The sequence below is a fragment of the Streptomyces odontomachicola genome, assembly GCF_039605595.1.
Lineage (GTDB): Bacteria > Actinomycetota > Actinomycetes > Streptomycetales > Streptomycetaceae > Streptomyces.
Map to the genome: position 1 here is coordinate 1 of NZ_JBCFOK010000037.1, position 19842 is coordinate 19842.

Consider the following 19842-nt stretch of genomic DNA (forward strand, 5'->3'; position numbering starts at 1 on the left):
CGCCGAGGGGGGCCGCCCCCCACCCGCCCCGGGCTCCCGGCGCCCCGCCGCCGCGGGCCGCACACCGGGCGGCGGGCCCGCGCGGGGCGGGGGCCCGCAGCGAAACCGGGCTCACCGCCCCCGTAGAGGCGGCGGCGACCGCCCTACTTCTTCTTGCGCTTGCCCTTCTGCGCCTTGCGCCGCTCCGCGCGGGTCATGCCGTCCGCCTCGGAGCGGACCGGGCCCCCGGCCTCCATCTCGCCCTCGACGACGCCGCCCTCGGCGGTCGGGGCGGAGAAGTGCAGGCGGTCCGGGCGCTGCGGCTCGTCCAGGCCCTTGGCGTGGATGGCCGGAGCCGCGCCGGCGGGGGCCGCCTCGCGGGGCGACTTGTCCTTCGGCGCCTCGTCCTCGGGCGCGCGGTCCTCGACCGGCACCTCCTCGACCTGCTGCTCGACCTGGACCTCCAGGTTGAACAGGTAGCCGACGGACTCCTCCTTGATGCCCTCCATCATGGCCTGGAACATGTCGTAGCCCTCCCGCTGGTATTCGACCAGCGGGTCCTTCTGGGCCATCGCGCGCAGGCCGATGCCCTCCTGGAGGTAGTCCATCTCGTAGAGGTGCTCGCGCCACTTGCGGTCGAGGACCGAGAGGACCACGCGGCGCTCGAGCTCACGCATGATCTCCGAGCCGAGCTCCGCCTCCCGGGCCTCGTACTGCTCGCGGATGTCGTCCTTGATGGACTCGATGATGAAGTCGGCCGTGATGCCCTCGCGGTCGCCCGCGGCCTCCTCCAGCTCCTCCACGGTGACCTTCACCGGGTAGAGCTGCTTGAACGCGCTCCACAGCCGGTCCAGGTCCCACTCCTCGGCGAAGCCCTCGACGGTCTCGGCCTGGACGTACGCCTCGATGGTGTCGTTCATGAAGTGCTGGACCTGCTCCTGCAGATCCTCGCCCTCCAGGACGCGGCGGCGCTCGCCGTAGATGACCTCGCGCTGCCGGTTGAGGACCTCGTCGTACTTGAGGACGTTCTTCCGGATCTCGAAGTTCTGCTGCTCGACCTGCGACTGCGCGGAGGCGATGGCGCGGGTGACCATCTTGTTCTCGATCGGGACGTCGTCCGGGACGTTCGCCATCGCCATGACGCGCTCCACCATCTGCGCCTTGAACAGGCGCATCAGGTCATCGCCCAGCGAGAGGTAGAAACGGGACTCGCCCGGGTCGCCCTGACGGCCGGAGCGGCCGCGGAGCTGGTTGTCGATGCGGCGCGACTCGTGCCGCTCCGTGCCCAGGACATACAGCCCGCCGAGCTCCTTGACCTCCTCGAACTCGGTCTCGACCGCCTTCTCCGCCTTCTCCACGGCGGCGGGCAGCTGGGCCGACCACTCCTCGGCGTGCTCCACCGGGTCCAGGCCCTTGGCGCGCAGCTCCTTCTCCGCCATGTCGTCGGCGTTGCCGCCGAGCTTGATGTCGGTGCCGCGGCCCGCCATGTTCGTCGCGACGGTGACCGAGCCCTTGCGGCCTGCGTCGGCGACGATCGCGGCCTCGCGCTCGTGGTTCTTCGCGTTCAGCACCTCGTGGCGCACGCCGCGCTTGTTGAGCTGCTGCGAGAGGTACTCGGACTTCTCCACGGAGGTCGTGCCGACCAGGACCGGCTGGCCCTTCTCGTACTTCTCCGCGATGTCGCTGACGACCGCGTCGAACTTGGAGACCTCGGTGCGGTAGATCAGGTCGGCCTGGTCGATGCGGCCCAGCGGGCGGTTGGTCGGGATGGGGACCACGCCGAGCTTGTAGATCTGGTAGAACTCCGCGGCCTCGGTCATCGCCGTACCGGTCATGCCGGAGAGCTTGTCGTAGAGGCGGAAGAAGTTCTGGAGGGTGATCGTGGCGAGCGTCTGGTTCTCATCCTTGATCTCCACTCCTTCCTTCGCCTCGATCGCCTGGTGCATGCCCTCGTTGTAGCGGCGGCCGGCGAGGATACGGCCGGTGTGCTCGTCGACGATCATGACTTCGCCGTCCATGACGACGTAGTCCTTGTCCTTCTTGTAGAGCTCCTTGGCCTTGATGGCGTTGTTGAGATAGCCGACCAGCGGGGTGTTCACCGACTCGTAGAGGTTGTCGATGCCCAGCCAGTCCTCGACCTTGCTCACGCCGGCCTCGTGGATGGCGACGGTGCGCTTCTTCTCGTCGATCTCGTAGTCGCCGGTCTCGGGCTTCTGCGTACGCGGATCGCCGGCCTCACCCAGGTCGAGGCGCTTCACCAGCTTGGCGAAGTCGCTGTACCACTTGGTGGCCTGGTCGGCCGGGCCGGAGATGATCAGCGGCGTACGGGCCTCGTCGATCAGAATCGAGTCGACCTCGTCGACGATCGCGAAATTGTGGCCGCGCTGGACGAGTTCGTCCTTCGACCAGGCCATGTTGTCGCGCAGGTAGTCGAATCCGAACTCGTTGTTCGTGCCGTAGGTGATGTCGCAGTTGTACATCTCACGGCGCTGCTGCGGCGTCATGTTCGCGACGATGCAGCCGACGGAGAGGCCCAGGAAGCGGTGGATCCGGCCCATCCACTCCGAGTCGCGCTGCGCCAGATAGTCGTTGACGGTGATGATGTGCACACCGTCGCCGGAGATCGCGTTCAGATACGCGGGAAGGGTGCCGACCAGGGTCTTGCCCTCACCGGTCTTCATCTCCGCGACGTAGCCGTAGTGCAGGGCGGCACCGCCCTGGAGCTGCACGTCGAAGTGGCGCTGACCCAGCACTCGCTTGGCGGCCTCACGCACCGTGGCGAAGGCCTCGGGCATGATCTTGTCGAGGCTCTCGCCGTCCGCGTACCGCTCCTTGTACTCGTCGGTGAGCGCCCGGAGCTCGGCGTCCGACAGGCCCACGAAGTCCTCTTCGATGGAATTCACCTGCCGCGCGACGCGGTCCAGCTTGCGCAGGATCTTCCCTTCACCTGCGCGCATGAGCTTGCCGAAGACGGACACTTGGGGTGGCTCCTTGCCGGTCGGGCCTGGCACGGTCGGTGCGCGGTTTCTACGGCGCCCTCGTCCTCGACGGGGCATTGCCGCACCGGCCATCGTATGCGAGGGGCGACGGCCCCTGTACCCCTAACGTGCCGGAGCCCCCGAAGGTGCCGGGAGGCACAGCGGGCCGGAAACCGGCCGCCGATGTGCACATCCCGGCCACGGCGGCGGCACCGCGGCGGCACAATCAGGGGGATGGAGCCGATCACCCTGAGCACCGGCCGTCTGACGCTGCGCCCCCTGGAGGAGCGGGATGTGGACGCGGTGACCGCGGCCTGCCAGGACCCCGAGATCCTGCGCTGGATCCCGCTCCCCGAGCCGTACGAGCGCGAGCACGCCGAGCAGTTCGTGCTGGAGGTCAGCGGCGCCGGCTGGCACGAGGACACGATGTACAACTTCGGCGTCTTCACCAAGGAAAGAGCAGAAGAGGAAGAAGAGGAAGAGGACGGCGGGGACGGCGGGGACGGCGGCGGCGCGCTCGTCGGCTCGATGGGCCTGGTGCGGATCGGTCAGCTCAGCTCCCCTGAGCGGCAGGCCGAGATCGGCTTCTGGACGGCCAAGGAACACCGCGGCCGCGGCTACACCGCCGAGGCCGCGCGCGCCGTCGCCGGCTGGGCCTTCGACGCGCTCGGCGTGGAGCGCCTGGAGTGGGTCGCGCAGGTAGGCAACGTGGGGTCACTGGCGGTCGCCGACCGGCTCGGCTTCGTACAGGAGGGTGTGCAGCGCGCCCGGATAGTGCACCGCGGCACCCGCAGGGACGCCTGGGTCGCGGCCCTGCTGCCCTCCGACTGGGACCGCCCCAGCGACACGCCGTACCTGCCGTCCCGCACCGGCTGACCCCGCGGCGCACCGGCCTCATCTCCGTTACGGGGAGCGGGAATTGCCGTACGCGTGTCGTACGAGATGAGCGGTGGCCGCCTCCCGGGCCTCTTGTCAGAGGCGGCGCCTAGGGTGTGCCGCATGACCGACTCCGCTCTTTCGCTCTCCGCTGACGAGGCCCGCCGGATCGCGCTGCGCGCACAGGGGCTGCTGGGCGCCCCCGACCGCAGAGCGGGGGTGCGCGGGGTGCTGCGGCGGCTCGGCGCCGTGCAGCTCGACACGATCTCGGTGCTGGCCCGCTCGCACGAGCTGATTCCGTACGCGCGGCTGGGCGCGGTGGGCAGGGACGCCGTCGAGTCGGCGTATTGGTCCGACGCCCACAGCTTCGAATACTGGTCGCACGCCGCCTGCATCCTGCCCGTCGAGGAGTGGCCGCACTTCGCCTTCCGGCGGCGCGCCTTCGTCGAGCGCGGCCGCCGCTGGCACCTGATGCAGGACCGCGAGGGCTCCTGCGCGTACGTACGCGACCGGCTGAAGACCGAAGGCCCGCTGACCACGGCCGAGTTGGGCGGCGGCCGCAACGGCGGCGAGTGGTGGGACTGGTCCGAGACGAAGATCGCGGTGGAGTGGCTGCTGGACACCGGCGAGGTGGTGGTCACCGAGCGCCGCGGCTGGAAGCGGGTGTACGACCTCGCCGAGCGGGTCATCCCCGACGGGCTGCTCCACGACGACCTCGACGACCACGATTGCCTGCGGAGGCTCGTGGCGCAGGCGGGCGCGGCGCTGGGCGTGGCCACCCGCTCCGACCTCGCCGACTACCACCGGGTCAGGAACGAGCAGGTCGATTCCGTGATCGCCGACACCGGTCTCGTCCCGGTGGACGTCGAGGGCTGGGGCGGCAAGCGGGCCTGGGCCGATCCCGCAGCGCTGGAGTCGGCGCCGCGCGGCCGGCACCGCACCACGCTGCTGTCCCCCTTCGACTCGCTGATCTGGGACCGGCAGCGCACCGAGCGCGTCTTCGGCTTCACCCACCGCCTCGAGGCGTATGTGCCGAGGCCGAAGCGGGTGCACGGCTATTTCGCGATGCCGCTGCTCGCGGGCGGCAGGCTGGTGGGGCGGGTGGACCCCGCGCGCGAGGGCGGCACGCTGGTGGCGCGCCAGGTGTCCATGGAGGGCCCGAAGGCGGTCCCCGCGATGGCCGCGGCCCTGTGGGAGGCGGCCTCGTGGGTCGGCTGCGAGGAGGTCCGCGTGGACCGCTGCGACGACCAGGTCCTGGCCGCGGAGCTGCGCGCGGAGCTGGGGTAGGGGCCGGGGGCTCCGGCCAGGCTGGGTGCCGGTCACGCCGCGGTCTCCGGCTCACGCTGGGGTGGCGGCCACACTGACGATTCCGGTCACGCTGCGTGTGCTCCTCACGCAGCGTGGCGGGGCACGGGCTCAGCGGATTTCGAGGATCTTCTCCCGCATCGCGTAGACCACGGCCTCCATGCGGGAGTGGAGCTGGAGCTTTTCCAGGATGTTGCGCACGTGGTTCTTCACGGTGTTCTCGCTGATGAAGAGCTCCTTGGCGATGTCCCGGTTGTTCATGCCGGTGGCCACCAGCTTGAGCACCTCCAGCTCCCTGTCGGTGAGCTTGGGCGCCGGGACGAGCTTGCTCTCGTCGGTGCGCTGGATCATCGACTTGAACTCGGTGAGCAGCTTCGCCGCCATCGACGGGCTGATCTGCGACTGCCCGTCGGCCACCGCCCGGATCGCCGCCGACACCTCGTCCGTGGAGATCTCCTTGAGGAGGTAACCGGTGGCGCCCGCCTTGATCGCGTCGTAGAGATCGGCCTCCTCGTCGCTGATCGTCAGCATGATGATCTTGGCGCTGGGGGCCACCTCCTTGAGCGAGGTGCACGCCTCGATGCCGCCCCGCTTCGGCATCCGCACATCCATCAGCACGATGTCGGGAAGCAGATCGGCGGCCTTCTCCACGGCCTCGGCGCCGTCTCCGGCCTCCCCGATGACCTCGATGTCCTCCTCCTGCGCGAGGACGATCTCCAGTCCGCGCCGGAACAGTTCATGATCATCGACCACCAGCACCCTGATGGGTTCCTTGCGCGGCCTCTCCGGTGGAAGATCCTCCTCCGCGGGCCCCGGGTGTGCGTCGGGCACGGGCATCATCGGCCCGAAGCTGTCCACCATCGTTCCTCCCCCAGCGAGCTCCTCCGCACCAACCGGGTTGCTGCGGGCGCCGGTTGGCGTGTGGGGCCATACTTCCATGCCCGCGCCCCCGGCCGGGCTCTCGACCCGGCCGGGGGCGCACCTCGGGTACTTCCGCGCTCACCCGCCGAGGGCGCCGCCCGCGCCGTGCGGGGGCTCCTGGGCGAAGGGGTCCTGTTCCAGATGGATCACGCCGTAGTCGTAGCCGTGCCGCCGGTAGACGACGCTGGGCTGCTTGGTCTCGGCGTCGACGAACAGATAGAAGTCGTGCCCGATCAGCTCCATCTCATACAGAGCCTGGTCGAGCGACATCGGAGCCGCGGCGTGTGTCTTCTCCCGTACGACGAGGGGGCCGTCGCCCTGCACCACCAGGGGTCCCGTCTTGCCGGCCTGGTCCTGCCCGTCGCTCTCGGGTGCGGCGGCCGCCGCTGCCGCCGCGTCGAGTTCTCCGTTCAGCTCGGCGGCCAGGGGGGCCGTGGCCGCCGCCACGCTCACCGGGTTGCGGCTTCCCTTACGCCGTACACAGCGCTTGTCGTGCTGCTTCCGCAGCCGCGCCTCCAGCTTGTTGGTCGCCAGGTCCAGCGCCGCATACGGATCGGAAGCCGCCGCCTCCGCCCGGATGACCGGTCCACGGCTGCGCAGGGTGATCTCCACCCTGTCGGAACGGTCGGCCTGCCGGGGGTTGGGCTCCTTCGCCACCTCGACATCCAGGTTGATCACCTTGCCGTCGAGCTTCTGGATCTTCTCCAGCTTTTCGGCCACGTGCTTGCGGAACCGGTCGGGCACCTCGGTCTTCCGGCCCTTGACGACGATGTCCACGCAGAACTCCGTTCCCGGATGAATACCCCGTACCGTCCACGGGCGAGATCACTGCGCATGGAGTACGGAGCGCATCCTTTGTGCACTGACACCGGAGGTCGGTCGCTGTCGCAGCCCTCCGGCATGACGTCGGCTTGCGACTTCACCTCCTTCTCCCCCGAAGGGAAGATCGTCACCCCAATCCGAACGTACCTCCACCGGGGGATACTCGGCACCCCCTACTGGGACGTACCTCCTTTCCAGTGCCGTCTGAGGCTTACTACCAGCAACGATGCTCAGTTTCTGATAGTTCCGGCAAGGGATTCACGGGAGGCGATCACCGCCGCCCCCGTCACTTCCGCCCCGGCCGCACGCACCGCACGGGCCGCCTCGGCCAGCGAGGACCCCGTGGTCATCAGGTCGTCCACCAGCACCACGGGCCCCTCGGCGAGCAGCTCACCGCCGCCGGGCCGCACCTCCAGCGCGCCCGCCAGATTGGCGCCGCGCTCCCGCGCCGTCAGCCCCGACTGGTCGGCCACGGCGCGCCGCTGCCGCAGCGCGGACAGCACCCGCACCGGGGCGCCGTCCCCGCGCAGGCGACGCGCGGCGGCCAGCGCCATGCGGCGCACCGGATCGTGCCCGCGCGCCGCGACCGCACGGGGCGCCGAGGGCAGCGGCACCAGCGTGAGCGGGGCAACGCCGGCGCGTGCGGCGAAGCTCCGGGGCGCAGCACTCCGAGCTCCCACATCGCGCGGCCCCGCACCCCGCGGCTGGGCACCCCGCAGCCCCGCGCCAGGAGGCACCGCACTCCGGGCCACCGCACAGCTCACCGTCGCGGCCAGCGCCGCGCCCAGGGGCGCGGCCAGGCGCAGCGCGCCGCGCTCCTTGTGGGTCAGCAGCACGGCCCGCGCCTCGTCGGCGTACGGGGTCGCGGCGTACACCGGCGGCAGTCCTGAGGGGACAGGCGTGGGCCACACCCGGCGCGGCACGGCCTGCGTGAGCGCGCGGTCGCAGTCCGGGCACAACTGCCCCCGCACGCGCGGCAGTCCGCACCCGGCGCAGTCCACGGGCAGCGCCAGGCCGGTGATTTCCTGCTGGAGCGCCTTCCACAACTCCCGCATGGGCACCACTCTCGCAGTGATGCGGCGGCCCGGCCACCCCTGTGGATAACTTGGAAAGTGCCTGGCCGGAGCACCGTTCCGAGGGGATCAGCCCGGGTAGACAGGGGCGCTGCCGCTGTCCGTCAGCGTCTTCCAGTTGGCATCGGGCGGCAGGCGTACGATGCCGTCCTCCGAGTCCGCGAGCAGCGGTTTGCTCTCGTCCTCCGATGCGGCGACGCCCGTCACGTCGTTGATGCCGGGCAGCGTCGGCTGGTTGGAGACCGAGCCGTCCACCTCCATGTATCGGAGCTGCTGCACGCTTCCGGACTCGCGCCCGACCACCACCAGTCGGCTGCCGCCCGCCCAGGACGCGGCTATGACGTCCTCCATCTGCGGTGCGCAGTTGCGGAGTTGATCGACGGCGAGCCGCGGCTTGTCCGGCGTCCCCGCGCGCTCGACCCGGCCGAGCTGGAGCGTGGAGCGGCCGTCCTTGCCCTTGACGCGCAGCGCTATCCGCACGCCGTCCGAGGCGATGCGCAGCGACTCGATCCGCTCGCCCTTGCGCAGCCCCGGAACCCGCACCTGTTCGGGCCGCTCCTTGCCGCCGCGCAGCCGCAGCAGCCGCGGCCGCTTCGGGTCGCGGTCGGCCACCCACAGGTCGCCGAGGCCGTCCCAACTGGGCGTCGTGAGCCGGTCCTTCTCCTTGGCCGCCTTGCTTTCGAGTACGGGTTTGCCCAGGTCACTGCCCTGCGCGAGGGGCGACACATACAGCGACTTGCCGCCGCGCGTGACCGCGGCGCCCTCGCGCTCGGAGCGGCTGACGGCAACGGAGCCGAACTCCGTACCGCCCGTCCCGAGCGCCCCCTCGACGGGCCGGTGCTTCTCGCCGAGGCCGGTGAAGGCCGCGACGCGGTGCTTGCTGTCGATGAAGTACTGCCGCTCGACACGGCCGTTGAGCCTGCCCGGCTCGTACACCTCGGCCTGCTCGCGGGTCTGCTCGCACAGCGTGTCGTCCCCCGGGCCGGCCAGCCGCACCTTGCTGACCCGCGCCGAGGCCTGGTTCTGCACGGTGTGCAGCACCTGCGCGGCCATGCGGGCGCACTGCGCCTTGCCCGCGCGTGCGCCCTGCGCGTTGAGGCGCACGGAGAGCGCGCCCGAGTCGTCGAGCGACAGGTGCTGCTTGTCCGCGAGGCGTGCGCCCGGCGGGAAGGCCGAACTGACCACCGGGTCGAGCCAGTCGGTGGGGCCGCTGAGCAGCGCGGACACGGTCTTGGTGACCGGGTCGATGCGGCGCCGCAGGTAGATCGAGTCGGAGACCAGCACGTCCTTGCCCCCGGCCACGCTCTCGGCGTCCGGGCCCAACTGGGCGTAGTAGTACGCGCTGATGGGGCGGTAGATGCGCTGGAAGTCGGACTCGCCGAGCACCAGCCCGTCCGGGAGCTGGTCGATCCGCCACTCGCCCCGCACCTTCGAGAGGTGGAAGTCCCGCGCGTACTTGCCCTCGTCGGCCGAGTACGCGTGCTTCCTGTCCACCTCGGCCATGCGGTCGCCGGTGACCCGCACGGTGTAGCCGGTGCGGTAGCCGCTGCCGCCGCGGCTGAGCTCGGGCTGCGCCGCACCCGGGCTCGGACCGTCGGAGAGCACGGTCGTCCGCACGTCAGGATTCCAGTGCTGGACCATGTCGTCCGTCAGGTACTCCTTGGCCGTGCTGAACGTGGCCTCGTCGCTCGTGGTGGCCTCCAGGAAGCCGCGCACGATCTGCTGCGGCTCCTCGCCCTTCTGCGGGCTCACCCCGAACACCCGTACCTGCGAGTCCGGTTCGGCGCGGTGCGAGGAGTCGACGCGGTTCACCGAGCCGTTGTCCGGCATCGAGACGCAGCCGGTCAGCACCAGCGCGGACGCCATGAGGAGCGCCCCGGCGGCACGGCGGCGCGCACGACGGGCCGCGCGCCCCCGCAGGCCCCCATGCACCTCGCGCTCAGCGCTCATCGTGGTCCTCCTCCGCCGCGCCCCCGCGCGGATATGCGCGCACACCGTCCGCGTCCTCCGTGCCACCCTCCAGGCCGCGCCGGTCGTCATCGCCCCGTTCACCTGCGCCGTTGCGTGATTCGCCGACGCCACTGCCTTCGCCGACACCAGCGCGCGACGTGCCGCCGCCGTTCCCCGTACGGCCGCTCCCCTCGGCTCCCGTCCCGGGCGTGCCCGCTTCGGAGGCGCGGGGCAGTGCCGTACGCGTACGCGGGCCGGGCAGGGCGGCGAGGGCGCCGGTGCTCTCCGTGCCCGCTCCGTTCGAGGCGCCGGACGCGCTTCCGGAAACATCGCCGGCCAGCCCCCGCCTGCGGCGCGAATCCGCGGGCTCCAGCGGGATCGGCGAGGTGCGCAGCGGGCCGCCCACCGTGGTCGGCAGGGTCAGCCGGAACTGGGTGCCGCCGCCCGGCTCGCCCCACGCCTGGAGCCAGCCGCCGTGCAGATGCGCGTCCTCGCGCGCGATGGAGAGGCCGAGTCCGGTGCCGCCCGTGGTGCGGGCGCGCGCGGGGTCGGCCCGCCAGAAGCGGTTGAACACCCGCTCCGCCTCGCCCTTCTTCAGGCCGACGCCGTAGTCCCGTACGGCCACGGCCACGGCGCCCTCGCCGACCGCCAGCCGGACCACCACATCGTGTCCCTCGGCGTGCTCTATCGCGTTGTCCACGAGATTGCGCAGCACTCGTTCGATGCGCCGGCCGTCCGCCTCGGCGACCACGGGGCGCTCGTCGCCGCGTACGAGGATCCGGCAGTCCTTGCGGTCGGCGAGCGGCTCGCTGCCCTCCACGACCCGGCCGACCACGGTACGCAGGTCGATCGGGTCTGCTTCCAGGTTGGCCGCGCCCGCGTCGAACCTGCTGATCTCCAGCAGATCCGCGAGCAGCGACTCGAAGCGGTCGAGCTGCCCGAGCAGCAGCTCGGCCGAGCGCGCCGTGGCCGGGTCGAAGTCGTCGCGCGCCTCATGGATCACATCGGCCGCCATCCGCACCGTGGTCAGCGGGGTGCGCAGCTCGTGCGAGACGTCCGAGACGAAGCGGCGCTGCATCCGGGACAGCTCCTCGAGCTGCTGGATCTTCAACTGGAGGTTCTGCGCCATCTTGTTGAAGGACTCGCCGAGCCGCGCGATGTCGTCCTCGCCGGTGACCTTCATCCTCTCCTGGAGCCTGCCGGCCGCCAGCCGCTCACTGATCCCCGCCGCCATGCGTACGGGCGTGACCACCTGCCGCACCACCAGCCAGGCGATCGCGCCGAGCAGCACGACGACGAACACGCCGGCGGTGGCCAGCGTCCCCTTGACCAGACTGAGCGACTCCTCCTCCTGGCTGAAGGGGAAAACGTAGTAGAGCTGGTACGGGTTTCCGGCCGCGTCGTTGAGGCGCTTGCCGACGACCAGGCCGGGCTCGCTCTCGCCGTCGAGCTTGTAGACCCGCGCATACACGTGGTGCGTGCCGGGGCGCTCGTCCAGCGCCTTGCGCAGCTTGGCCGGAACGCTCTCCTCCGGCCTTATGTCGCCGGAGGCGCGCGGCCCGCGCGTACTGGTGCTGCCGTTGCCGACGAGCGGCGCCTCGTTGTTGTCCGAGCCGAGCGCGACCACCGAATACGTGCCCTGACCGCCGCTGGCCAGCTGCTCGACCAGGTTGTTCAGCCAGGTGCCGGTGTTCTGCACGGAGCCCGTGCCGCCGCCGCGCGGGTTGGGGCCGGCGGAGTTCTGCCCGCTGTGGCCGCTGCCGGAGCTGTCCGCCATCTCCTGCGCGGAGGCGAAACCGCCGGTGGCCTGGCTCTGCGCGGTCTTCTCCTTGGCGTCCAGCAGGCCGTTGCGCACCTGCACGATGACGACGAGGCCGAGCAGCAGCACCACGGCGAGGGACATCAGCAGGGTGGTCATCACCACTCTGAGCTGGATGTTCCGCCGCCACAGGCGCAGTACGGGAAGCAGCGGGCGGCGCACCCAGCGCACGAAGATCCGCACCAGCGGATGCGCCCGCGGCCCCGTCGCGCCCTCCGGCAGCAGCCCCTCGGAGAACAGGGCGCCGCTCCGCCAGAGCCGCGCCAGCCGGGACACCCCGGACAACAAGCCTGACTTATTGGACAATTCGGACTCGCGCTCCGCGGCTCCCCCCGCACCGGACCGGTACGGGGCGGAGCCGTTGCGCGTCATCTAGCTGGGCCCGGCCTTGTATCCCACGCCGCGCACGGTCACCACGATCTCCGGCCGCTCCGGGTCCTTCTCGACCTTGGAACGCAGCCGCTGCACATGGACGTTGACCAGCCGCGTGTCCGCCGCGTGCCGGTAACCCCACACCTGCTCCAGCAGCACCTCGCGGGTGAACACCTGCCACGGCTTCCTGGCCAGCGCGACCAGCAGATCGAACTCCAGCGGGGTCAGCGCTATCGACTGACCGTTCCGCTTCACCGAGTGCCCGGCGACGTCGATCACCAGATCGCCGATGGTCAGCTGCTCGGGAGCCGGCTCCTCGGACCGGCGCAGCCGCGCCCTGATCCGTGCCACCAGCTCCTTCGGCTTGAACGGCTTGACGATGTAGTCATCGGCCCCGGACTCCAGGCCGACCACGACGTCGACGGTGTCGCTCTTGGCGGTCAGCATGACCACCGGCACCCCGGACTCGGCCCGGATCAGCCTGCACACCTCGATACCGTCCCGTCCGGGCAGCATCAGGTCGAGCAGCACCAGATCGGGCTTGGTCTCGCGGAAGGCGGCGAGCGCCTTGTCGCCGTCCGACACGAACGACGGTTCAAAGCCTTCGCCGCGCAGCACAATGCCGAGCATCTCTGCCAGTGCGGTGTCGTCGTCGACGACGAGGACGCGTCCCTTCATGGGTTCATCATCCCATTACCCGTTCGTGACTCTTCCGTTCGTGACGTGGAACACAAAACGGCCATGCTCCCCGCCGTCACAGGCGACACCACACCCCGCTCCGTGACGATCGCCGTCACCAGCTCGGGCGGTGTCACATCGAACGCCGGGTTGAACGCCTGCGCCCCCACCGGCGCCACCGGGATGCCGCCCTGCTCCGCCGGACCGCCCCCGACGGCCTCGCCGCGGGAGGCCGCCAGGAACGGGGAGGCCACCTCCGTCACCTCGTGCCCGGGACGCTGCTCCACCTCGATGTCGGACCCGTGCGCAGTGTGCGGATCCACCGTCGTGACCGGCGCCACGACCAGGAACGGTACGTCGTGATGGCGCGCCAGCACCGCCAGCGGATAGCTGCCGACCTTGTTGGCCACCGAGCCGTCCGCCGCGATCCTGTCGGCGCCGATCAGCACAGCGTCCACCTCGCCCGCCGCGAACAGCGCCCCCGCCGCGTTGTCCGTCAGCACGCTGTACGCCATGCCCTCGCGCGCCGCCTCGTACGCCGTCAGCCGCGCGCCCTGCAGCAGCGGACGGGTCTCGTCCACCCACAGCTTCCGCAGCTCACCGGCACGATGAACGGCCCGTACGACGCCGAGCGCGGTGCCGTGACCGCCGGACACCAGCGCACCGGTGTTGCAGTGCGTCAGCAGCCGCAGCCCGCCGCCGGGCACCAGCTTGTCCAGCAGCTCCCGCCCGTGCTCGGACATGCGGTCGCTCGCCTCGGCGTCCTGCCGGTGCAGCGTCCGCGCCTCGGCCAGCGCCTCGGCGGCCGCGCCCCCGGCACCGGCTCCGTCACGCAGCGCCGCCAGATACGCGTCCTGGGCACGGCGTACTCCGTAGGCCAGATTGACCGCGGTCGGGCGCGCATACGCCAATTGCTCCGCGGCGTCCGCCACATCGAAGCCACGCGCCGCTGCGAGCGCCACACCGTACGCGCCCGCTATGCCCAGCAGCGGCGCCCCGCGCACGGAGAGGTCACGGATCGCCGTGACCAGCGCGGGCACGTCCGTACACACCAGCTCGACTTCCTCGGCGGGCAACCGCATCTGGTCAAGCAGCACCAGAACCGGTCCCTCGGGCCGCTCTTCCCAACGCAGCACCGGTACACACTGATCAGCCATTCGCACAGTCTGCCCCGGCGGGCAGCTCCGGTTGAAGGCTGTCAAAGCCCGTGGGGCCTGGCCCCGGCGGGGCACGCGCGTGGCACGATGGCAGCCGACCAGGCGTTGGAGCGACCGGCTCTCCCAAACGACCGACTCTCCGAGGTGACGACACGTGAACGACTCTCCGGGCTGGACCTCGCCCGGATCCTCTCCGTCCGACCGTCCCCCGGAAGAGAACGGTGAAGACCGGAAGAACGAGCAACAGCAGCCCCAGGACGAGCTGCCCCGCAACTGGTCCGCCCAGCAGCCGCCGCCCGCGCAGCAGGGCTGGGGCGCGGCGGCCCCTCCGCCCGGGCAGGGCGGCCAGCCCGGCCAGGGCGGTTACGGGGGCCCTGGTGGACCCGGCGGTCCTGGTGGGCCCGGCGGTCCGGGCTTTCCCGGCGGAGGGCCCGGCTGGGGCTGGCAGCAGGGGTGGCAGCAGCCCATGGCGGCCAAGCCGGGCGTGATCCCACTGCGGCCGCTCGGCGTGGGCGACATCCTGGACGGCGCCGTCACCACGATGCGCGCCCACTGGCGCACCATGCTCGCCATCTCGCTCACCGTCTCCGTGGTCATCCAGCTGGTCGCGACCGTCGCCACCGGCGCCTGGCTGCCGCGCGGCGACCTGGAGGAGCTGAGCCGCGACCCCAACCCCTCGCCGAACCAGGTCATGGACGCCTTCGCCGGCACCTTCAGCGCCGCCGGCGTGGCCGCCCTGGTGCAGATACTCGGGACCGTTGTCGCCACCGGGCTGCTCACCGTGGTCGTCAGCCGCGCCGTGCTCGGCCGCGGCATCACCCCCGGCGAGGCCTGGCGCGAGTCCCGCTCCCAACTCCCGCGCCTGCTCGGCCTGCTGATCCTCGTACCCGTACTGATCTCGCTCGCCATACTCGTCTGCTGCCTCCCGGCCGTCGTCGCCCTCGTCACGGGCGCCGAGAAGGCCGGCATCGCGCTGCTGATCGTCGGCCTGGCGGGCGGCCTGTGCGCGGGCGTCTGGCTCTGGGTCCGCTTCTCGCTCTCCACCCCCTCGCTGATGCTGGAGAAGCAGGGCGTCTTCGCCTCCCTGCGCCGCTCCGCCAAGCTCGTACGGGCCAGCTGGTGGCGGATCTTCGGCATCCAGCTCCTGGCGGGGGTCATCGTCTCGATGCTCCAGTCGGTGATCCAGCTCCCGGTGACCGCCGTCGGCGCGCTCCTGAGCGGTGGAGGCGGAGGCTCGGTCCTGACCGGCACGGCCCCCACGACCGGCTGGACCTACCTGATCTTCGCGGGCATCGGCACCATGATCGCCTACACCATCACCCTGCCCATCAGCGCCGGGATCACCGCCCTGCTCTACCTGGACCAGCGCATCCGCCGCGAGGCCCTCGACCTCGAACTGGCCCGCGCCGCCGGCGTACCCGGCTACGAGAACCCGCAGCCCGACGGCCCCTCCCCCGGGAGCTGAGGCGATGCCGGGGGGCCTGACGACGAAGGCGCTGTCCGCGCTGCTCAGCGCGGCGCCGGGCAGCGCCCCCGGCGACGACGTGCCGGTGACCACCCCGCGCACGCCCGCACGGGAGGCGGCCGAACACGAGCTGTCCGACCCCGCGTACCACCAGAACGACCCCAGCCTCCTGGCGCGCATCCTCGACTGGGTCGTGGACCGCATCGACTCCCTCCTCTCCCGCGCCGCCGAGGCCACCCCCGGTGGGTGGATCGGCATCACCGTCCTCATCGCCCTCGCCGTCCTCCTCGTCGTCGCCCTCCGTCTCCGCCTGGGCAGGCTGCGCCAGGCCACCGGCACAGGGCCGGACCACCTCTACCCCGACGGCCCCCGCAGCGCCGCCGACCACCGCGCGGCCGCCGAACGCCACGCCACCGAGGGCCAGTGGAACGAGGCCCTCCAAGAGCGCATGCGCGCCATCGTCCGCTCCCTCGAGGAACGCGCCCTCCTCGCACCACGCCCCGGCCGCACCGCCGACGAGGCCGCCACCGAGGCGGGCGACGCCCTCCCCGACCACGCACAGCACCTGCGCGCGGCCGCCCTCGCCTTCGACGAGGTCACCTACGCCGACCGCGACGCGGACGAGAACCGCTACGCCCGCATGCGCGACCTGGACACCGAACTCCAGAACGCCAAGCCCCGGCTGACCCCGACCGGCGGGGGAGCCCGGTGACCACTTCCACCGGCACCTCCCTCTCCCCCACGGGCCGCCAGCTCTGGCTCCGCGTCCGCGGCTTCCTGCTGGCGGCGGCGGTCCTCGCCATCGCCGGCGTGATCGTCGCGGCCATACGCTCCGGCGGCGACCACGGAGCCCTCGACCCACGGTCGCCCGACCCCACCGGCAGCCGTGCGATCGCTCAGCTCCTCGCCCAGCGCGGCGTCGACACCAAGGTCGTCACCTCCGCGAGAGAGGCCGCCGCGGCCGCCGGCCGCGACTCCACCCTCCTCGTGGCCAACCCGGACGCAGCCGGCTCCGACCAGCGCAAACAGCTCCGCGAGGCCGCAGGCCGAGGCGCCCGCACCGTGCTGCTCGCCCCCGGCCCCCACTCGGTCGGCTCACTGGCACCCGGCGTACGGGCGGACAAGCCGTCCGACGTCCAGCCCACCGCACCGGACTGCGACTTCCCCGCCGCGACCCGAGCAGGCAACGCCGACCTCGGCGGCTACCGCTACACGACCGGCGGCTCCGACGCCCGCAAGGACAGCCTGGACACCTGCTACCTCCGCGGAGAACTGCCCACGCTGATGCGGCTGCCCACCGGCACCTCCGGCGGCGACACCGTGCTGCTCGGCGCTCCCGACCTGCTCCACAACAAGCAGCTCGACAAGCACGGCAACGCCTCGCTGGCCCTGCAGCTACTCGGCTCCCGGCCTCACCTCGTCTGGTACCTCCCTTCCCCCGCCGACGCCTCCGCCGGCGACGGCAACGACAACCGCAGCTTCTTCTCCCTCCTCCCCGACGGCTGGTCCTGGGGAGCGCTCCAACTCGCCATCGCCGCCGTGCTCGCCGCCCTCTGGCGCGCGCGCCGCCTCGGCCCCCTGGTGACGGAGCAACTGCCGGTCTCCGTACGTGCCTCGGAAACCACCGAGGGCCGCGCCCGCCTCTACCGCAAGGCCAACGCCCGCGACCGCGCCGCCGAGTCCCTCCGCACCGCGGCCCGCTCCCGGCTGGCGCCTCTCGTCGGCGTCGCCCAGCACCGGGCCGACGACCCCGAGGTCCTGGTGCCGGCCATCACTTCCTATGCGCCTCCGCGCCAGTCCACCGCGACCGGTGCCCCCGCCCAGAGCCCGCAGACCCCGAGCGACACCGCCCCCGTTCGCTCCCTCCTCTTCGGCCCCGCGCCCACCGACGACGAGGCCCTGATCCGCCTCGCGGACGAGCTCGATCAACTCGAACGACGCGTCACCAGCACCGCGACCACCAACCCGGCGCCGACGTCCCCCGCACCTCCGACAGACAAGGACAACACCAGGTGAGCGCCCCCTCAGCAGACAGCGCCCGCAGCGCCCTGGAAGCGCTGCGCCTCGAGATCTCCAAGGCCGTGGTCGGCCAGGACGCCGCCGTCACCGGCCTCGTCGTCGCCCTGCTCTGCCGCGGTCATGTCCTGCTCGAAGGCGTCCCCGGTGTCGCCAAGACCCTCCTCGTACGCACCCTCGCGTCCACTCTTCAACTCGGCACCAAGCGTGTGCAGTTCACCCCCGACCTCATGCCGAGCGATGTCACGGGCTCACTGATCTACGACGCCCGCACCGCGGAGTTCTCCTTCCAGCCCGGGCCGGTCTTCACCAACCTGCTGCTCGCGGACGAGATCAACCGCACTCCCCCGAAGACCCAGGCATCCCTGCTCGAAGCCATGGAGGAACGCCAGGTCTCCGTGGACGGCACGCCCCGCAGCCTCCCCGACCCGTTCCTGGTGGCGGCCACGCAGAACCCCGTGGAGTACGAGGGCACCTATCCGCTGCCCGAGGCCCAACTCGACCGCTTCCTGCTCAAGTTGAACCTGTCGCTGCCGGACCGCGACGACGAGATCCGCGTCCTGACCCGGCACGCGGAGGGCTTCGATCCCCGCGACCTGGATGCCGCCGGCGTCCGTGCCGTCGCAGGTCCCGAAGAGCTCGAAGCTGCTCGCGCAGCCGTGGCCAAGACCTCGATCTCCCCCGAAGTCACCGGCTACATCGTCGATATCTGCCGTGCCACTCGCGAATCCCCCTCACTCTCCCTCGGAGTCTCCCCCCGAGGCGCCACCGCGCTGCTCGCCACCGCTCGCGCCTGGGCCTGGCTCACCGGCCGTGACTACGTCATCCCCGACGACGTCAAGGCGTTCGCCCTGCCCACACTCCGACACCGCATCCAACTCCGCCCCGAGGCAGAGATGGAGGGCGTCACCCCGGACAACGTGATCAGTTCGACCCTCGCCCATGTGCCGGTGCCGCGCTGAGCGCTGTCGGCCGACCAGAAAACTCCTTCATGGCAATCACCGGACGTACAGCTCTTCTTGCCGCAGTCGGCGCTCTGCTGGTCGGTCTCCTGCTGCCCAGTTGGACCGGCATCCTCGCCGTCGAACTCCCGTTGCTCATTGCAATCCTGTACGACCTTGCCCGAGCAGCACCAGTAAATCGGCTCCACTTCACACGTTCTGGTGATACATCGGTTCGACTCGGGGAACAGGCGTACGTACACCTCGTCGTGGCGAACCCGTCGCAGCGCAGGCTCCGTGCCCAGATCCGGGACGCCTGGCCGCCCAGCAGCTGGCCCGACGACGCCCGCCAGGGCCAAGGCCAGCACCACTTCAGCCTCGCCCCCGGAGAGCGCCACCGCGTCACCACCCACCTGCAGCCCGTACGACGAGGCGACAGGAAGGCGGAGCGCATCACGGTCCGCTCCCTCGGTCCCCTCGGGCTCGCAGGCCGCCAAGGCAGCCACCGCGTCCCGTGGACGGTGCGCGTGCTCCCGGCCTTCACCAGCCGCAAGCACCTCCCCGGCAAGCTGGCCCGGCTCCGCGAACTCGACGGCCGCACCAGCATCCTGACTCGCGGCGAAGGCACGGAATTCGACAGCCTCCGCGAATACATCCCGGGCGACGACACCCGCTCGATCGACTGGCGCGCGACCGCCCGGCAGTCCACGGTCGCCGTCCGTACGTGGCGGCCCGAACGCGACCGCCGCATCCTCATCGTCCTCGACACGGGCCGCACCTCGGCCGGCCGCGTCGGCGACGCCCCGCGCCTGGACACCTCCATGGACGCTGCACTGCTCTTGGCCACTCTCGCCTCACGTGCAGGCGACCGAGTGGACCTCCTCGCTTACGACCGCGTGCCCCGCACAACGGTCACCGGGCGTACGGCGAACAACATGCTTCCAGCATTCGTCGAGGCCATGGCTCCTCTGGAGCCGGCCCTGGTCGAAACCGACGCCCGCAACATGGCTTCCGCCGCCCTGCGCACCGCGGCTCGCGGTTCGCTGATCGTGCTCCTCACGAGTCTCGACCGAGCAGCGGTAGAGGAAGGCATCCTCCCGGTGCTTCCTCTCCTCACCCAACGCCATACGGTGCTGATCGCCGCAATCACCGATCCTCAGCTCCAGGAAATGGAACGCGGGCGGGGAAACGTCGAGGCTGTTTACGAGGCAGCCGCCGCGGCACGCACACGCACCGAACGCAATGACACCGCCAACACCCTTCGCCGCCACGGAGCCATCGTCATCGACGAACTCCCCTCGGCCCTGGCACCTGCACTGGCCGACACCTACCTCGCGTTGAAGGCAGCGGGGCGTCTCTGAGGGATGAGGGAGCGGCCTCCTCTAGCGGAGCCCACCGCTAGAGGCCGGCGGTACTTGCTTGTACGGGGAAAGGGCGTACGCCCTTTAAGGCTCGGGGTAACGCAAAAAAAGCTCCGGCCCGAACCCCCT

General features: G+C 71.2%; 15 protein-coding genes. 7 read left to right on the forward strand and 8 right to left on the reverse strand.

The features are described 5' to 3' along the window. Positions 1-143 precede the first annotated feature (143 nt). Positions 144-2957, reverse strand: a complete 2814-nt coding sequence (gene secA, locus ABEE00_RS35565) for a preprotein translocase subunit SecA (RefSeq protein WP_345749964.1) — start codon at positions 2955-2957, stop codon at positions 144-146. Positions 2958-3191: 234 nt separating this feature from the next. Here secA and ABEE00_RS35570 point away from each other — a divergent pair, with 234 nt between their 5' ends. Together ABEE00_RS35570 and ABEE00_RS35575 are read left to right on the forward strand one after the other, a co-directional pair. After that, on the forward strand, positions 3192-3833 hold the full coding sequence (locus ABEE00_RS35570) for a GNAT family N-acetyltransferase (RefSeq protein ID WP_345749965.1): 642 nt from the start codon (positions 3192-3194) through the stop codon (positions 3831-3833). 123 nt (positions 3834-3956) lie between these two features. Further along, positions 3957-5120 (forward strand): winged helix-turn-helix domain-containing protein, encoded by a 1164-nt coding sequence (locus ABEE00_RS35575; RefSeq protein WP_345749966.1) that lies wholly within the window; start codon positions 3957-3959, stop codon positions 5118-5120. Between the two features lie 129 nt (positions 5121-5249). Here ABEE00_RS35575 and ABEE00_RS35580 read toward each other — a convergent pair whose 3' ends face one another. From ABEE00_RS35580 to mtnA, 7 genes are all read right to left on the reverse strand, one after another. Beyond that, positions 5250-5999: a response regulator transcription factor gene (locus tag ABEE00_RS35580; RefSeq protein ID WP_345749967.1), complete on the reverse strand. Its 750-nt coding sequence runs from the start codon at positions 5997-5999 to the stop codon at positions 5250-5252. Between the two features lie 138 nt (positions 6000-6137). After that, positions 6138-6836 carry a ribosome hibernation-promoting factor, HPF/YfiA family gene (gene hpf, locus ABEE00_RS35585; RefSeq protein WP_345749968.1) on the reverse strand — a complete coding sequence of 233 codons (699 nt, stop codon included), beginning with the start codon at positions 6834-6836 and terminating at the stop codon, positions 6138-6140. A 275-nt stretch (positions 6837-7111) separates the two neighbouring features. After that, positions 7112-7936, reverse strand: coding sequence for a ComF family protein (locus tag ABEE00_RS35590; protein WP_345749969.1), 825 nt, complete (start codon positions 7934-7936; stop codon positions 7112-7114). Positions 7937-8023: 87 nt separating this feature from the next. After that, the gene (locus ABEE00_RS35595) at positions 8024-9904 is read right to left on the reverse strand and encodes an LpqB family beta-propeller domain-containing protein (RefSeq protein ID WP_345749970.1); all 1881 of its coding nucleotides are present in this window, start codon (positions 9902-9904) and stop codon (positions 8024-8026) included. Next, positions 9894-12095: an MtrAB system histidine kinase MtrB gene (gene mtrB, locus ABEE00_RS35600; RefSeq protein WP_451918747.1), complete on the reverse strand. Its 2202-nt coding sequence runs from the start codon at positions 12093-12095 to the stop codon at positions 9894-9896. The genes ABEE00_RS35595 and mtrB overlap by 11 nt, the downstream gene beginning before the upstream one ends. Continuing rightward, the gene (gene mtrA / locus ABEE00_RS35605; protein WP_345749971.1) at positions 12096-12773 is read right to left on the reverse strand and encodes a two-component system response regulator MtrA; all 678 of its coding nucleotides are present in this window, start codon (positions 12771-12773) and stop codon (positions 12096-12098) included. It abuts the gene before it with no gap. Continuing rightward, entirely contained in the window at positions 12770-13930 is a 1161-nt protein-coding gene (gene mtnA, locus ABEE00_RS35610; RefSeq protein WP_345749972.1) for an S-methyl-5-thioribose-1-phosphate isomerase, read from the reverse strand. The genes mtrA and mtnA overlap by 4 nt, the downstream gene beginning before the upstream one ends. 154 nt (positions 13931-14084) lie before the next feature. Here mtnA and ABEE00_RS35615 point away from each other — a divergent pair, with 154 nt between their 5' ends. From ABEE00_RS35615 to ABEE00_RS35635, 5 genes are read left to right on the forward strand one after another with little or no spacing between them, the layout of a single operon-like run. Continuing rightward, the gene (locus tag ABEE00_RS35615) at positions 14085-15395 is read left to right on the forward strand and encodes a hypothetical protein (RefSeq protein WP_345749973.1); all 1311 of its coding nucleotides are present in this window, start codon (positions 14085-14087) and stop codon (positions 15393-15395) included. A 4-nt stretch (positions 15396-15399) separates the two neighbouring features. Further along, positions 15400-16107, forward strand: coding sequence for a DUF4129 domain-containing protein (locus tag ABEE00_RS35620; protein WP_345749974.1), 708 nt, complete (start codon positions 15400-15402; stop codon positions 16105-16107). Next, a complete protein-coding gene (locus ABEE00_RS35625) occupies positions 16104-17411 on the forward strand; it encodes a DUF4350 domain-containing protein (protein WP_345749975.1) in 1308 nt (435 codons plus the stop codon). The genes ABEE00_RS35620 and ABEE00_RS35625 overlap by 4 nt, the downstream gene beginning before the upstream one ends. Continuing rightward, positions 17408-18373 carry an AAA family ATPase gene (locus ABEE00_RS35630; RefSeq protein WP_345749976.1) on the forward strand — a complete coding sequence of 322 codons (966 nt, stop codon included), beginning with the start codon at positions 17408-17410 and terminating at the stop codon, positions 18371-18373. The genes ABEE00_RS35625 and ABEE00_RS35630 overlap by 4 nt, the downstream gene beginning before the upstream one ends. Before the next feature lie 29 nt (positions 18374-18402). Next, complete coding sequence (locus tag ABEE00_RS35635) at positions 18403-19713, forward strand: DUF58 domain-containing protein (RefSeq protein WP_345749977.1); 1311 nt, start codon at positions 18403-18405, stop codon at positions 19711-19713. Positions 19714-19842 lie beyond the last annotated feature (129 nt).

Excerpts from the sequence above, each read along its gene's own strand:
- ABEE00_RS35575 (WP_345749966.1), top strand. The coding sequence starts at position 3,957 with ATGACCGACTCCGCTCTTTCGCTCTCCGCTGACGAGGCCCGCCGGATC.
- ABEE00_RS35595 (WP_345749970.1), bottom strand. The coding sequence starts at position 9,904 with ATGAGCGCTGAGCGCGAGGTGCATGGGGGCCTGCGGGGGCGCGCGGCC.
- ABEE00_RS35570 (WP_345749965.1), top strand. The coding sequence starts at position 3,192 with ATGGAGCCGATCACCCTGAGCACCGGCCGTCTGACGCTGCGCCCCCTG.
- ABEE00_RS35635 (WP_345749977.1), top strand. The coding sequence starts at position 18,403 with ATGGCAATCACCGGACGTACAGCTCTTCTTGCCGCAGTCGGCGCTCTG.
- ABEE00_RS35620 (WP_345749974.1), top strand. The coding sequence starts at position 15,400 with ATGCCGGGGGGCCTGACGACGAAGGCGCTGTCCGCGCTGCTCAGCGCG.
- ABEE00_RS35580 (WP_345749967.1), bottom strand. The coding sequence starts at position 5,999 with ATGGTGGACAGCTTCGGGCCGATGATGCCCGTGCCCGACGCACACCCG.
- ABEE00_RS35590 (WP_345749969.1), bottom strand. The coding sequence starts at position 7,936 with ATGCGGGAGTTGTGGAAGGCGCTCCAGCAGGAAATCACCGGCCTGGCG.
- mtrA (WP_345749971.1), bottom strand. The coding sequence starts at position 12,773 with ATGAAGGGACGCGTCCTCGTCGTCGACGACGACACCGCACTGGCAGAG.
- mtnA (WP_345749972.1), bottom strand. The coding sequence starts at position 13,930 with ATGGCTGATCAGTGTGTACCGGTGCTGCGTTGGGAAGAGCGGCCCGAG.
- mtrB (WP_451918747.1), bottom strand. The coding sequence starts at position 12,095 with ATGACGCGCAACGGCTCCGCCCCGTACCGGTCCGGTGCGGGGGGAGCC.